Here is a 13,976-nt window from a genome sequence, read left to right as displayed (position 1 = left end):
AACGCCACGCGATGCAGGGGTGAGGCTAGGTGAGCCGTTCGTAGTCACGCTGTGCGGGTACGGAAACCGTGTCATCCCTGCGGCCAGTCGCTGAGGAATCTGGCTGACCAATACGCCAGGGGCAACCGCCGCGCCGTGGCCCAGCAGGTGTTTACACTTGTCTTTCAATCGCCCGCCATCCGGACGAGACTTCCACCCAAACCTGCAGCAGACAATGGGTCGAAAATCGTCCTGCCTTAAACAGTACGGAGCTTTGGGGGTGGACCTTTTCTTAACCCATGCCACGCGTGAAATCGGTGACGCAGACGCGATCGCGCAAATGAAGAAAGGTGCGATCATCATCAACACCAAGTGTGGCGGACTCGCTGTCGAGGTCATTCTGGCGGAAGCGCTCTGTCCGGGAAACTGGTGGTGCGGTTCTCGACATTCTGGATCCGGGAACAGCCTAGTGCTAGTGCAGCACCCTCGCCGTGGCGCGATGCATGGCTGAAGCGGATCGGGCATGATGAAACCATAGGGAGCGGTTTTTGCGAATGGGGAGAGGCCTGGCCTGGCACCTATTCCACCCAACTCACCCGGGATGGTACCGGCTGGAAATTCAATCGCGAAACGGCAATCTCGACCACCTGTAAGAAATAACCCCATCGTCGACCAATCGCCCCATGCCGATGGTGGCATCTGCGTTCAGAACGAGCATGGAAAAGACGGTACCTTATAAACCCTTTTCGTGGGCATGCTGCGAAAACGGGCTCAAACCGGAGACGGCGCGAAGGTGCAGACATTCCTCGACAGATGGAATTCTGGCCACGATTGAATAGGCGGACCGGTTCATCGACTTCTCCTCCCCGTCGCACCATACAGGTACCGCCCGGTCTATGAAGTCGACTTTACATCACCACTCCGGCTTCTGAACCGTAACGTGGAATGCCGGGAACCGGCATCACCCCTTAAACGCGCAATTCAGGCAGAGAACTGGCAGAAGTCAGGCACGCCGTTGCCTCATGGGCGAAGACCGACTAGGAACTACAGTTGCCATCCTGTTTTTTTTAGCGGCGGCCTTCAACAGCAGAACGGATATGCGAGCGGCTAACGCCGATGTCGGAAAGGCTTCTGTCGTCGAGCGCGCTCAGTTCGGCCATGGCGCGGCGATTCCGAAAGTAGTTGCGAACGGTGTCGTGAAGTTTCATTTTCATAGGTTCCTTCGATGGTGTTGCACAAAATATGCCCACTCAGACGCGAAAAATACAGGCATTTGCCTGCATGGAAGACATGCAAAAAACGAAACACGGCGGCTGGAATGGAGAAATGGCTGCCGGCATAAGGAAACGCTATAGCGGCAGAAAGGACTTGTGTTGGCAAAACGTCCGGGGATGAACCTACTCTGCCTGAATGATTAGCATGACGTTGATCGACAAGAACCGCAAAAGCGGCAAAGGCTCGCCCGGCATCAAGCCGGAACAGATAAATCCGAAAAGGAGTGGGAACATGAAAAACGGCATTACTCGCAGACTTCTACTGGTTTCCGCAGCAGTCGCTCCAATCCTGAGCCTGTCGCCAGCCATGTCCGCCTCCGCTTATGCGGCCGACACGATCAGGCTTGGCCTCGTGGCGCCGATGAGCGGCCCGAATGCGCGCTATGGCGCTTTCTCGATGCATGGCGCGGAACTCGCGGTGAAGGACATCAATGCGGCCGGCGGCATCAACGGCCAGCAGATCGAACTCTTCAACGCCGACAGCCAGGGCACGCCGGTTGAAGGCGTTTCGGCCACCCGTCGTCTGATTGATCAGGACGAGGTGGATTTCGTCATAGGCGATGTCTCCAGCTCCGTGACGCTCGCCATGCAGCCTGTCGCGGAAGATGCGGAGGTTCTGCTTCTAAACGCCGCTTCTTCCAACCCGAAGATCACCTATCAAGCGGGTGTCGGCGGTTTCAAATGGACCTTCCGCAATTATCCGACGGACGAGAATCGCGCGCTCGTGGTGGCGAAATACGCCGCCGAGCAGCGTGGTTTCACCAAGTTCGCGGTGCTGTCGGTCGACAGCGATTATGGCCGTTCCGCCATTACCTTCACCAAGAAATACCTGCCCGACTTCAAGGGCGAGATCCTCAGCGAGGACTACTACAAGGAAGGCGAGGTGGACTTCCGCAGCGTGCTGGCGAAGATCCGCGACAACGGCGCGCAGGCGATCATCATGTATGGCCTGGCCGACACCACCCCCATCGTTGCCCGTCAGATGCTGGAACTCGGACTTGCCGGCAAGGTCGTGCTGATCGGTAACGGCGAATTCAACACCGAAAAGACGATCACCGCCGCGCCGAAGGCGATGGAAGGCGCAGTGGAGGCTGCAGCCTGGCTGCCGCAATTCGACTCGGCCGCGAGTAAGGCTTTCGTCGAGAAATTCACAGCCATGTACAAGGAAGCGCCCAACAATCACGCCTATGTGCATTGGGATACCGTCAACCTGCTCGCGCAGGCGATAAAGGAGGCAGGAAGCGCCGACCGCAATGCGGTCCGCGAGGCTCTCTCCAAGATCAAGTACAAGAGCCCGGTCGGCGAGGTCACCTTCGATGGCCACAACCAGGCGCGCCTTCCGATGATCCTGCTTCAGATCGAGAACGGTAAGCCCAGCATCAAGGGCGCCTACACGGCGGAAATCCAGTACCCTGCGAACTGACAGACCGGAAGGGGTACAGCCATGTTCTCGACAATTCTCGAGCAAGTCGTAAACGGGATCGTCACGGGTTCCGTCTACGCGATCGTCGCCGTCGGCATGACCATGATTTTCGGAGTGCTGAGAGCCATCAACTTCGCTCACGGCGAATATTACATGCTCGGAACCTTCGGGGCGTGGTTCGCCATCGATTATCTCGGTCTTTCCTATGAGGCCTCGATCGTCGTCGGCGTTCTTTTCACCGTGGTGGTGGCCTATGTGGTGGGCCAGCTCGTGATGCGCAGAATGGTGGGGGCGCCGGCGGAATCCGGCGTTCTCGCCACCCTCGGCATCGCGCTTGTCCTGCAGAACGCCGTGATTTTCGTCTTCGGCGGCGGCTACAAGTTCTTCGCCGGCGGTTATATCGAGCCGGTTTCCATTTTCGGCTTCACGCTGGCGCAGCAGCGCATCATCATTCTCGCCGTGTGCCTCATCGTCTTCGTCGGCCTTGAACTGATGGTCACCTACAGCCGTCTCGGCATGGCGATGCGGGCCGTCTCGCAGAACGTCGAATGCTGCGGCGTGGTCGGTATCGATGTGTCGCAGGTCGTGTTGCGGACCTTCGTCCTTGGAGCGGCGCTCGCTGCACTCTCGGGCGTTCTGACCGCTCCGGTCAATGTCAGCGTTTATGGCGGCATGGGTGAACTCATCACCTTCAAGACCCTGCCGATCATCATCATGGGCGGCCTTGGAAACGTGCGGGGAACCTTCTTCGCGGCCATGATCCTCGGCATCGCCGAAAGTCTCGTCGCCACCTATGTGGGGTTGCAGTTCCGCGACACTGTGGGGTTCGCGACGCTGATCCTGATGCTGATGTGGCGCCCACACGGCCTGTTTTCGACGCAGGCGCGCTTTTAGAAGTCGCGCCTGCCGAGTTTTCTCGAATTTTGAGGACTAGACATGTCTCTCACCGACACCGTTCCCCAGGCACGTCGCCGCGATCTGCGCATTCCGCTTGCCGCCGTCCTGATCGTCGTCGCACTTGCCGCGCCCTTCATCGGCACGCGCTACGTCACACACTCGCTCATCATTGCACTCATCTTCATGTTGCCAGCGCACGGCCTCAACCTGCTCGTCGGTTACACCGGTCTGCTGTCGCTGGCGCAGGCGGCGTTCTTCGGCATAGGAGCCTATACGGCAGGCCTTCTGGCGGTCCACTACGATACGCCGTTTTACGTGAACCTCATCGCCTCCGGCCTCGTTACCGGTGCAATCGCCCTGCCGCTCGGCATTCCGGCGCTGCGTCTTCGTTCAACGTCCTTCGTCATGTGTACGCTTGGTTTCGTCATCATCGGCCAGGCGATTGCCAAGAATTGGATTTCGCTGACCCGTGGCGACATGGGCCTTTCTGGCATCCCCAAACCCTATTTCGAACTTGGCCCGCTTTCCTTCACCGTCAGCGGAACCACCAATTTCTATTATCTCGCGCTTGCCATCTGCGTACTCGGAACGCTTGCAGCATGGGCAATCGTCCGCTCGCCGGCGGGCCGCAACATGGTCGCCATCCGTGAAAACGAGACACTGGCGGAATCCCTCGGCGTTCCGACCTGGCGCTACAAGCTGATCGTCTTCATGTTGAGCGCCGTTTTTGCCGGAGTCGGGGGCTGCCTTTACGCCCATTATCTGACGGTGGTGAGCCCGCTGACCTTCCAGATGTATTATTCGACGACGATGCTGATCATCGTGCTCGGCGGCGGTGCAGGCATGATTTCGGGAACCGTCTTCGGCAGCCTGCTCTTCGTGGGACTGACCGAGGCCCTTCGCGTCGCTCCTGAAGTGCGGATGATCGCCTACGGGTTCTGCCTTCTTGTTCTCGTATTCTGGTTCAGACAAGGTTTCGCGCCCTTGATCAATCGCTTCTGGAACGCGATCGGAGGTTCGAAATGACGGTGCATCTTCCCATTCTCGAGATCAAGAACCTCAGCAAGTCTTATGGCGCAGTCAAGGCTGTCAATGATGTCAGCATGCACATCAATCGCGGCGAGATTGCGGGGCTGATCGGCCCCAACGGTTCCGGCAAGTCGACCTTCTTCGATTGCAGCACCGGGCTTGCGCGACCGGACACCGGCAAAGTCATACTGGACGGGCAGGACATCACCGGCTGGTCACTCAACCGCATTGCCCGCGAAGGCCGAATGCTGCGCTCATTCCAGAAAACGGTAACTTTCAAGGCGCTCGATGTGGAGGAAAACCTCATCATCGCCGGCCAGATGTTCACCTTTCCCTCGCTTTTGTCGACATTCGGTCTCGGCGGAATGTCGCGCCGTCGCGTGGCAGGGCTCAGGGAGCGGGCACGCGAACTGATCAAGATGGCGGGGCTGTGGGACGTTCGCCATCAACCGGCCGGCAATCTTTCCGGTGGCCAGCAGAAACTCATTCAGTTCGCATCGATGCTGATGCCGGAACCGAAGATTATCCTCTTGGACGAGCCGATGGCGGGCATCAATCCAAAGATCATCGAGCGCGTGGTGGAGACGATCCAGTATGCGAACAAATCGCTGGGCGTCAGCTTCCTCGTCATCGAACACAATATCGATGTCGTCACCAGCATCTGCCAGCGTGTGGTCGTGCTCGATCAGGGAACGAAACTGGTCGAGGGACTGCCGCATGACATCATCAAGGACCAGCGTGTGAGGGAGGCCTATCTTGGAGGCTAACAACAATCTTTCCATCAAGAGCCTGCGCGCGGGATACGGCAATCTCGATATCCTGAACGGCGTCGATCTGGAGGTGCCGGGCGGGCAATTCGTGGCCCTCATGGGGCCGAACGGCGCGGGTAAATCCACTCTGCTCAAGACGCTCTACGGCATGACGACCATCAAGGAAGGCGGCATCGACTGGCGCGGCGAGAACATTGCCGGATCTACCTCGCGGGCCATTCTGGGCGAGGGGATATCTTTCGTGCCGCAGGGCCGTTGCAACTTCCCGGTCATGACTGTCGACGAAAACCTGCAGATGGCCGCCTATACTATCCGTGACGCCAAGGTGAAGGCGGATCGGGACTATGTCTACGACCTCTTTCCGATCCTGAAGACGCGGCGCTCGACGCTTGCAGGCAACATGTCCGGCGGCGAGCAGCAATTGCTCGAAGTGGCGATGGCGGTTCTGCAGCGGCCGAAGGTGCTTCTGGTCGACGAGCCCTCGGTCGGTCTGTCACCGGCCGCTATCGGCATCGTGTTCGACGAGCTCCTGCGTCTGCATGCCAACGGCATGACCATCCTGCTGGTCGAGCAGAACACCAAAAAGGCTATGGAGGTGGCGCAGCGTGCGGTCATCCTCCGTCTCGGCAAGGTGATCTGGGACGGCACGCCGGCGGAGATCACCCATGACGAACTCGGCGAACTTTTCTTAACCGGAAAGATGCGCGGCGAACTCGAAGCTGCGCACTGACAAGCCCATAGCCATCAATCCAGACGAGGAAATCCCATGAGCACTTTTGTGCCTGCATCACGCGTGTCGAGAATTAAGGTATCGCCGAGCACGGCGGCTGCGGCCCGCGCCCGGGAGCTGAAGGCCGCAGGTCGCGACATCGCCGACCTGACGGTTGGCGAGCCGGACTTCGATACGCCCGAGGCCGTCAAGGCAGCGGCGCATGCGGCCATAGACAGGGGCGAAACCAAATACACTTCGGTCAACGGCACGCCCGCGCTTCGCAAGGCGATCATCGATGACTTCCAGAAACGTCTCGGCATTACCTATGGCGATAGTGAAATCTGCGTGGGCGGCGGCGCCAAGCAGATCCTGTTTCTGGCGCTGATGGCAAGTGTGGAAAACGGCGCGGAAGTCATCATCCCCGCTCCCTACTGGGTGTCTTATCCTGACATGGTCATCGCCAATGATGGCACGCCCGTCATCGTCGCCTGCCCGGAGGAGACGGGGTTCAAACTGACAGCTGATGCGCTTGAAGCGGCGATCACGCCGAAGACGATGTGGCTAATCCTCAACGCTCCCTCGAACCCGACGGGTGCGGCCTACAGCGAGGCGGAGCTGAAAGCGATAGGTGAGGTGCTGCTTCGCCATCCCAACGTCATGGTGCTTTCCGACGATATCTACGATCAGGTCTGGTTCAAGGACGAGCCGATGAAGACCCTGGTAGCCGTCGTTCCGGAACTGAAGGATCGGGTGCTACTGACCAATGGCGTTTCCAAGTCCTATGCCATGACAGGATGGCGGATCGGTTATGGGGCAGGGCCGGCAGCACTCATTGCCGCTATCAACAAGTTGCAATCGCAGATGTCATCCTGCCCGTCTTCCGTCAGCCAGGCTGCCGCAGCCCATGCGCTTTCGGGTGACCAAACATTCGTGACGGAAAGCATTGCGGTCTACAAAAAGCGGCGCGACTACGCCTGTGAGCGCCTGAACTCCATCCCCGGCCTCTCCTGCATGGTTCCGGATGGGGCATTCTATCTCTATCCAAGCTGCGCCGGCGTGATCGGCAAGACCACGGCGGATGGCAAGGTGATCGAAAACGATCTCGACTTTGTCCTCTATCTCCTCGACAGCGTCGGTGTGGCGGCTCTCCAGGGCGCCGCCTACGGGCTCTCGCCCTATTTCCGCATCTCCTTCGCCACCTCAATGGACGTGCTTGAGGATGCCTGCAATCGCATGGAACGTGCTGTGGCGGCGCTGCGTTGAAAACATATCGGGCGCGCAGAAGGATTCTTTTGCGCGTCCCACAGAGTTTGGCCGTAGGATGAAGGCAAAAGCACTCTATCCCATTGAAATTACGTACTCTCGCTGCAGAAATCGATTTCTGTTTCTGCGCCGATGCGCTAGGGTTTCCGCATAAAGTGGGGACCGATGAGCGTCGACTTCAAAAAACTCAAAAGCTTCGTAAAGATCGTCGATACCGGCAGCGTTTCGCGTGCCGCCAGCATCCTTCGCGTAGCCCAGCCAGCGCTGTCTCAGCAGATCGCCTCGCTGGAGCAACACTTCAAGCACCAGCTTCTGCTGCGCAGCAATGTCGGCATCACGCCAACCGAAGCCGGCTTGATCCTTTACCGCCATGCACAGATCATGCTGAAGCAGATCGAGCAGGCGCAGACTGACATTGACCGCTCGACGCGCTCGCTTTCCGGCCGCGTCTCCATCGGACTCGCGACATATTCCTCGTCGAGTGCGCTATCGTTGCCGCTCATCAAGGAGATGCGGGCGCGATTTCCTGCCATCACGGTTCATATTAACGACAGCTTCGGCCATATCCTCAGCGAGTTGATCATGACCGGCAAAATGGACATGGCACTCATCTACACGTCCGATCCGATCAAGGGCGTGACGCTGGAACCGCTGTTTCGCGAAGAGATGTTCCTTGTCTCGCCTGTCGACATGGTGTTGCCTGCCGAACCCGGTCAGCCGCTTCCCCTCTCAGTGCTCGATGGCCGGCCGATGCTGCTGCCAAGCAAGGCGCATTTCCTTCGCCGGCTCATCGATGAGGGCCTGGCACGGGCGCGCGCGAAGCCGGAGGTGATTTCAGAACTGGAATCGGTGCCTGCGCTGGGGGCCGCGGTACTGGATGGCCTCGGCTCGACCATCCTTCCGGCCTCGGTTGTACTGGAAACCGCGAGCTTCAGCGGCGCGCAGCTGCATCCCCTCACAACCCCAGTCATCGATGCCACGGTGTCGCTTTGCGTCTCCGATCACATGCCGCTGTCGGAACCGGCGCTGGCGGCGCGTTCCGTGCTTCTCGAAATCGTGACGAAGCTGAAAAGTGGGCATCATCCGGGCATTCGTGCCGTGTGAATTCGCTATAAGCAAACCCTATGGCGCCAGACCGAGGTTGTGTTGGCAAAGGCCGGCCGAACGTTTCAATTTCCCATCAGTGAACGGGCCCGACCTGTGGGTCCACAAGGCAGCAAAAAATGCTGCATGGTCGCTCGAGGGAAACAATGGCAAAACTGGCTTTCGATACTGGCGGTACATTTACCGATTTCGCGCTTTTGGACGACAGCGGCGAACTTCACCTCCATAAAGTCCTGAGCACGCCTAAAAATCCGGCCGAAGCCGTTGTGCAGGGCGTGTCGGAACTGCTCGAAAAACATGCGGACACGATCGCGATTGACAAGCTGCAGGTGCTTGGTGCGACCACCGTCGTTACCAATGCGGTGCTTGAGCGCAAGGGCGTGGAAACCGGTTTCGTGACCACGGATGGCTTCCAGGACATGCTGCGCATCCGCAACGAGGGACGCTACGATCTGTACGACCTGAACATCAAATATCCCGATCCGCTCGTCACCCGCGCCAACAGCTTTGGCGCCGAGGAACGCATTGCTGCCGATGGCGAAGTAATAACGGAACTGAAGGAAGAGACCGTCCGCGAGATTGCCGAGCGGCTGAAGGAAAAGGGTATCCGCTCGGTAGCGGTCTGCCTGCTGCATGCCTATAAATATCCGCAGCATGAGCAGCGTGTCGCCGCACTCCTGCGCGAAGAAGACCCGGATATCTTCGTTTCCTTGTCTTCCGAGGTCTGCCCGGAAATGCGTGAATTCGACCGCGCCTCAACGACGGTGGTCAATGCCTATACCCGCCCGCAAATGTCCGGACACGTTGCCCATCTACAGAAGGAATTTGCCAACAGGGGCATCGACCGGCAGGTGCTCTGGATGACGTCTTCGGGCGGGCTTGTCCCGAGCAGCCGCGCGGCAGAACTTCCCGTCCGCCTGATCGAATCCGGCCCCGCAGCGGGTGCAGTCGCTGCCGCCGAATTCGGCCGCACGGCGGGTGAGGCGAGCGTTCTGTCCTTCGACATGGGCGGCACCACCGCCAAGCTCTGCCTCATACCCGATGGCGAGCCGAACGTTGGCACCGATCTCGAAGTCGCGCACTACCAGCGTTTCCGCAAGGGATCCGGTTTTCCGCTGAAGATCCAGTCGATCCAGATGATCGAGATCGGTGCCGGCGGCGGTTCCATCGCGGCGAAGAACCCCCTCGGTCTCCTCGACGTCGGTCCCCATTCCGCAGGTGCCATGCCGGGACCGGCCGCCTATCAGCGCGGTGGAATCGAGCCGACGGTGACCGATGCCGATATCCTTCTCGGCTATATGGGAACGGAATCCTTTGTCGGCGGCTCTTTCAAGGTTTCAAAAGACGCCGCACATCAGGCAATGTCGAAACTGGCCGCCTCGCTAGATGTATCGGTCGAACGTTGCGCCTGGGGCATCCACGATCTCGTCAACGAATCCATGAGCAAGGCCGCCGCCATGCATGCGACAGACCTTGGCGTCGATCCACGTTCATTGCCGATGGTAGCCTTTGGCGGCGCAGGTCCGGTGCATGCCTATGGTATTGCCCGCAAGCTCGGCATCTCGCGCATCATCTGCCCGACCGGTGCCGGCGTCAGCTCTGCCATCGGTCTGCTCATCGCACCGGTCGCCGTCGATCTCTCTGCAAGCCATCCGATGGCAATCGAGGCCTGGGATATCGATGCGATGAACCGTCTCCTCGACGATCTCTCCGCCCAGGGCGCGGAAGTCGTCTCGGCCGCGGGTGTTGCCAAAGAGACTATCAGCAATCGTTATACCGTGGATATGCGCCATGTAGGGCAGGGACACGAAATCACCGTGGTGCTTCCTGACCGCAGCCTGCCGAAAGAAGCCTTCCTCGAAGAACTGCGCAGCAGCTTCTTCAAGCTCTACCGCGAATTGTTCGGCCGCACCGTCGCCGCACCACTGGAAGTCATCACCTGGCGTCTGCGCGCCAGCGGCGAAAAGGATCAGGTCACCCGGCCGCACGAAACCGTCGTTGCCGAAGCGAAAAAAGGCAGCCGCGCAGTCTATTTCCAGGAGGCGAGCAGCTATGTCGAGACCTCGGTCTACGACCACTACAAGCTGCCGGTCGGCCACGAGGTCAAGGGACCTGCCATCGTCGAGCAGCGTGAATCGACGGCTGTCGTCGGACCGAGCGGCACCTTTCACGTCGATGCCCACGGCAATCTCGTGATCAATATTCTCTAAGGGGCAATCAGATGTCGAAACCCGCTACCGATTTCAACGATCCGATCAACCTTCAGGTCATGTGGAACCGCTTGATCTTCATCGCGGATCAGGCCGATAACGTGCTTGGCAAGACCGCGTTCTCGCCGATCGTGCGCGAGAACCATGATTACGTAACCGTACTTCTCGACAGTAAGGGCAGGGCGCTGGCGCAATGCACCTGGTCGATCCCCGTCTTCATCACCTCGCTGCCCGCAGCCGCCCAGAAATATTTCCTGCCGAAGTTTCCGGTTGATAAGCTGGAAGAGGGCGATGTTCTCGCCACCAACGACCCGGAAATCGGAACCGGCCACCTGCCTGACGTGACGATGATCACGCCGATCTTCAAGAACGGCAAGGTCGTTGCCTATGCGGGATCGATCGCCCACCTTCCCGATATTGGTGGTGCGCCGCTGCATTCGGAGGCCAGCGACATTTTTGCGGAAGGCATCCGTTTCCCCATCGTCAAGATGCTCAAGGCCGGCGTTCCGAACGAGGACGTGTTCGATATCATCGCAGCCTCTGTCCGTCTTCCCACGGAAGTGCGCGGCGATCTGGAATCGATGATCGCCGCCAATAACGTCATGGGCCGCGAACTGGTGAAATTCCTCGACGAATACGGGCTGGACGATGTCGACGGACTTGCAGACGCCATCCATACCCGCTCCGAGGCGCAGACCCGCAAAGCAATCCGCGAATGGCCGAACGGTACCTATTCCGCCGAGGTTCTGCTCGACGGCTACGATGTCGACGTCAAACTCAAAGCCTCTGTTATCGTCAGGGATGACTCCATCCATGTGGATTATACGGGCACGTCGGATCAGGTGCTGCACTCGATCAACTGCCGCACCAACTACCGTTACGCCCATTCGGTCTACGCATTAAAATGCCTGCTCGATGCCGAAACGCCCAATAATGAGGGCTGCATCGTTCCGATCACCGATGAGGCGCCGCTCGGCTGCATTCTCAATCCGCAGGAATGGACGGCGGGCAATTCGCGCAACCTCATCGGTCACGTCATTCCCTCGCTGATCTTCAAGGCGCTTGAAGGCATCGTGCCGGAAAAGGTGCTGGGCGACAGTGGCGGTGCGCCGATCTGGGCTGCCAATTGCGTAGGCCAGCGCAACGACGGAACGCAATATGCCTCCGTGCAGAATTTCCACGGCGGTCAGGGAGCCCGCGCCGAATTCGATGGGCTGGATACGCTAAGCTTCCCGTCCAACTGCAAGGTCACGGCGATCGAAATGTTCGAGGTTGCCGTTCCGGTCCTGACGGAACGTAAGGAGCTTATCGCCGACTCCGGCGGTGCTGGCAAACATCGCGGCGGCCTTGGCCAGCGTGTCGTTCTGCGCAATCTCGGCAGGAACCCGATGAACATCTATCTGGCATCGGAACGCGTTCGCCATCCCTGCTTTGGCGTGGTGGAAGGGCAGCACGGCTCCGCCGGAAAGGTGATGAAGGAAGGAAAGTCGCATTTCCCGAAGGGCAAGGTCGTTCTTCAGACGGGCGAACGTCTCGAAGTCCAGACGCCTGGCGGCGGCGGCTGGGGCCGTGCTGCAGAACGCTCGCACGAATTGATCGAGCAGGATATTGCCGAAGGCTTGGTAACCTCGAAGGCGGCAAAGGAAATCTTCGGCTATTCTGGTGCCCTTGCTGCCGCAGCCGAATAGGAGACGACGATGGGACTACTGAACGGAAAGATCGCTCTGGTAACCGGGGCCGGCTCGGGCATCGGCCGTGAAACTGCAATCCTGCTTGCGAAGGAAGGAGCGACGGTTGTGCTGACCGGCCGCCGCCTCGATCCGCTGCGGGAAGTCGCGGAGTTGATCGAAAAGAAGAAGGGCAAAGCTATCGCCCGTACGCTGGACATTGCCTCGCGTGACGCGATCTTCGACACGATCAAGTCGATCCGGGAAGCGGTCGGCCCCATCGATATCCTCGTGAACAATGCCGGTTCTGCCAGCAAGGTTCTCAACGCCCGCTTCATCAGCGAGGACGAGTGGAACGCCACCATCAACGTCAATCTGACGGCGGTGTTCAACCTGACACAGGCCGTGCTGCCGGCGATGATCGAAAAGGGTGAGGGGACCATCATTACAGTCTCTTCGCTCGCGGCCCTCAATCCCAATCTCTTGGGCGGCGTTGCCTATGGCGCTGCGAAGGCGGGCGTGAAGAATTTCATGACCTTCCTTCACAATACCTATCGCAACCAGGGGATCCGGGCGACGACCATCCTGCCGGGTGAGACAGACACGCCGATCATGAACAACCGCGCGCGTCCACCTCTCAAGGAAGAACGCGCCGTGATGATGGATCCGCACGACGTGGCCCGCGCCATCACGCTTTGCGCCAGCCTGAGCGGAAGTGCGGTCATTCCGGAACTGCACATTTGCCCGACCCATATGCGCGATACCTCAAAGGATATCGACGTTGCGCGCTGGGTAGGGGCACCGGACGAAACGCCGGATATGCCGAAAAACAAGTAAGGGAGAAACGTTCATGAATGGAGCAAAGCTGCGCGTCCGTCTTGCCGCGGGTGAAGCGATCAGTATGTTCACGCCACACCATACACATTCAGGTCTTTCCGCCCGGCTGGTGGAGCTTGGCGCGGATGCGGTCTTCATCGATTGCGAGCATGGCACCTGGAGCTTCGAGGATGTGCGGGCAACCGGGCAGGTGGTGCGCTCGGTGGGTGGTTCTGTAATCGTGCGGCCGCATTCGCATGAACGGCCCATCATCATCCGCTACCTGAATGCAGGTGCAGACGGGATCATGGTGCCCATGGTCGCAAATGCCGACGAAGCCCGCGCGATTGTCGATGCGGTACGTTACGCCCTGCCGTCCGACTATGAAAAGCGGCTGGTGATCGCCATGATAGAGACGGTCGATGCAATCGACGCGCTCGAAGAGATGCTGGCTGTAGAGGGCATCGACGTATTCTTCATCGGCCCCGGCGATCTTTCACAGGATATGGGATACCCGCCCGCGCCGCCATTCGGCGAACCGCGCCCGGAGGTGGTGATGGAGAAGGTCGCCGTTGCCGTCGACAAGATACGCACAGCCGGAAAGATCGCAGGGACGCTCGCGACGCTGGATGAAATGCCGCACTGGCGGGAGCGTGGCGTGCAATTCTTCTACGTCCATTCCGATCCGTTCCTGCGCCGGGGTCTGGCCGCGGTGAAGAAGGCGCTTGCCTGAGGCGGAGCGAAAGCCTAAAGCTGTGTGCAGGCCTTGATCGACCTTTCCGCATTTCGTCAGAATATTATCGACGACGCTGACGAGTGGTGCCTTGGCGTC

General features: G+C 59.2%; 13 protein-coding genes. 12 read left to right on the top strand and 1 reads right to left on the bottom strand.

The genetic code is table 11. The annotated features are described in order from the left end of the window. The first annotated feature begins 214 nt into the window (after nucleotides 1-214). The gene (locus tag JZX89_RS26130; RefSeq protein WP_207135901.1) at nucleotides 215-490 is read left to right on the top strand and encodes an NAD(P)-dependent oxidoreductase; all 276 of its coding nucleotides are present in this window, start codon (nucleotides 215-217) and stop codon (nucleotides 488-490) included. A gap of 556 nt (nucleotides 491-1,046) precedes the next feature. Here JZX89_RS26130 and JZX89_RS26125 read toward each other — a convergent pair. Further along, nucleotides 1,047-1,187, bottom strand: a complete 141-nt coding sequence (locus tag JZX89_RS26125) for a DUF1127 domain-containing protein (protein ID WP_102024263.1) — start codon at nucleotides 1,185-1,187, stop codon at nucleotides 1,047-1,049. Between the two features lie 298 nt (nucleotides 1,188-1,485). On the opposite strand from JZX89_RS26125, the gene JZX89_RS26120 reads away from it, so the two are divergent. From JZX89_RS26120 to JZX89_RS26070, 11 genes are all read left to right on the top strand, one after another. Continuing rightward, nucleotides 1,486-2,676, top strand: coding sequence for an ABC transporter substrate-binding protein (locus tag JZX89_RS26120; protein ID WP_207135900.1), 1,191 nt, complete (start codon nucleotides 1,486-1,488; stop codon nucleotides 2,674-2,676). A 21-nt stretch (nucleotides 2,677-2,697) separates the two neighbouring features. Next, the gene (locus tag JZX89_RS26115) at nucleotides 2,698-3,570 is read left to right on the top strand and encodes a branched-chain amino acid ABC transporter permease (protein ID WP_149916670.1); all 873 of its coding nucleotides are present in this window, start codon (nucleotides 2,698-2,700) and stop codon (nucleotides 3,568-3,570) included. A gap of 42 nt (nucleotides 3,571-3,612) precedes the next feature. Continuing rightward, the gene (locus JZX89_RS26110) at nucleotides 3,613-4,599 is read left to right on the top strand and encodes a branched-chain amino acid ABC transporter permease (RefSeq protein ID WP_060641954.1); all 987 of its coding nucleotides are present in this window, start codon (nucleotides 3,613-3,615) and stop codon (nucleotides 4,597-4,599) included. Then, nucleotides 4,596-5,369 (top strand): ABC transporter ATP-binding protein, encoded by a 774-nt coding sequence (locus tag JZX89_RS26105; protein WP_207135826.1) that lies wholly within the window; start codon nucleotides 4,596-4,598, stop codon nucleotides 5,367-5,369. The genes JZX89_RS26110 and JZX89_RS26105 overlap by 4 nt, the downstream gene beginning before the upstream one ends. Beyond that, complete coding sequence (locus tag JZX89_RS26100; RefSeq protein WP_207135825.1) at nucleotides 5,359-6,102, top strand: branched-chain amino acid ABC transporter ATP-binding protein; 744 nt, start codon at nucleotides 5,359-5,361, stop codon at nucleotides 6,100-6,102. The genes JZX89_RS26105 and JZX89_RS26100 overlap by 11 nt, the downstream gene beginning before the upstream one ends. Nucleotides 6,103-6,138: 36 nt before the next feature. Beyond that, nucleotides 6,139-7,347, top strand: a complete 1,209-nt coding sequence (locus JZX89_RS26095; RefSeq protein WP_207135824.1) for an aspartate transaminase — start codon at nucleotides 6,139-6,141, stop codon at nucleotides 7,345-7,347. A 165-nt stretch (nucleotides 7,348-7,512) separates the two neighbouring features. Then, on the top strand, nucleotides 7,513-8,451 hold the full coding sequence (gene nac / locus JZX89_RS26090; RefSeq protein ID WP_065662822.1) for a nitrogen assimilation transcriptional regulator NAC: 939 nt from the start codon (nucleotides 7,513-7,515) through the stop codon (nucleotides 8,449-8,451). Between the two features lie 146 nt (nucleotides 8,452-8,597). Next, nucleotides 8,598-10,661: a hydantoinase/oxoprolinase family protein gene (locus JZX89_RS26085; protein ID WP_060641959.1), complete on the top strand. Its 2,064-nt coding sequence runs from the start codon at nucleotides 8,598-8,600 to the stop codon at nucleotides 10,659-10,661. Between the two features lie 11 nt (nucleotides 10,662-10,672). Next, a complete protein-coding gene (locus JZX89_RS26080; RefSeq protein ID WP_060641960.1) occupies nucleotides 10,673-12,349 on the top strand; it encodes a hydantoinase B/oxoprolinase family protein in 1,677 nt (558 codons plus the stop codon). Between the two features lie 9 nt (nucleotides 12,350-12,358). Next, on the top strand, nucleotides 12,359-13,165 hold the full coding sequence (locus tag JZX89_RS26075) for an SDR family oxidoreductase (protein ID WP_207135823.1): 807 nt from the start codon (nucleotides 12,359-12,361) through the stop codon (nucleotides 13,163-13,165). 13 nt (nucleotides 13,166-13,178) lie between these two features. Beyond that, nucleotides 13,179-13,877 carry an HpcH/HpaI aldolase family protein gene (locus tag JZX89_RS26070; protein WP_207135822.1) on the top strand — a complete coding sequence of 233 codons (699 nt, stop codon included), beginning with the start codon at nucleotides 13,179-13,181 and terminating at the stop codon, nucleotides 13,875-13,877. Nucleotides 13,878-13,976: the final 99 nt, after the last annotated feature.

The organism is Agrobacterium burrii (assembly GCF_017313405.1).
Taxonomy (GTDB): Bacteria; Pseudomonadota; Alphaproteobacteria; order Rhizobiales; family Rhizobiaceae; genus Agrobacterium; species Agrobacterium burrii.
The sequence above is the reverse complement of the archived record's forward strand: the minus strand, read 5'-3'. Positions and strand labels throughout refer to the sequence as shown.

Excerpts from the sequence above, each read along its gene's own strand:
- JZX89_RS26110 (WP_060641954.1), top strand. The coding sequence starts at position 3,613 with ATGTCTCTCACCGACACCGTTCCCCAGGCACGTCGCCGCGATCTGCGC.
- JZX89_RS26075 (WP_207135823.1), top strand. The coding sequence starts at position 12,359 with ATGGGACTACTGAACGGAAAGATCGCTCTGGTAACCGGGGCCGGCTCG.
- JZX89_RS26115 (WP_149916670.1), top strand. The coding sequence starts at position 2,698 with ATGTTCTCGACAATTCTCGAGCAAGTCGTAAACGGGATCGTCACGGGT.
- JZX89_RS26095 (WP_207135824.1), top strand. The coding sequence starts at position 6,139 with ATGAGCACTTTTGTGCCTGCATCACGCGTGTCGAGAATTAAGGTATCG.
- JZX89_RS26120 (WP_207135900.1), top strand. The coding sequence starts at position 1,486 with ATGAAAAACGGCATTACTCGCAGACTTCTACTGGTTTCCGCAGCAGTC.
- JZX89_RS26125 (WP_102024263.1), bottom strand. The coding sequence starts at position 1,187 with ATGAAACTTCACGACACCGTTCGCAACTACTTTCGGAATCGCCGCGCC.
- nac (WP_065662822.1), top strand. The coding sequence starts at position 7,513 with ATGAGCGTCGACTTCAAAAAACTCAAAAGCTTCGTAAAGATCGTCGAT.
- JZX89_RS26105 (WP_207135826.1), top strand. The coding sequence starts at position 4,596 with ATGACGGTGCATCTTCCCATTCTCGAGATCAAGAACCTCAGCAAGTCT.
- JZX89_RS26130 (WP_207135901.1), top strand. The coding sequence starts at position 215 with ATGGGTCGAAAATCGTCCTGCCTTAAACAGTACGGAGCTTTGGGGGTG.
- JZX89_RS26080 (WP_060641960.1), top strand. The coding sequence starts at position 10,673 with ATGTCGAAACCCGCTACCGATTTCAACGATCCGATCAACCTTCAGGTC.
- JZX89_RS26070 (WP_207135822.1), top strand. The coding sequence starts at position 13,179 with ATGAATGGAGCAAAGCTGCGCGTCCGTCTTGCCGCGGGTGAAGCGATC.
- JZX89_RS26085 (WP_060641959.1), top strand. The coding sequence starts at position 8,598 with ATGGCAAAACTGGCTTTCGATACTGGCGGTACATTTACCGATTTCGCG.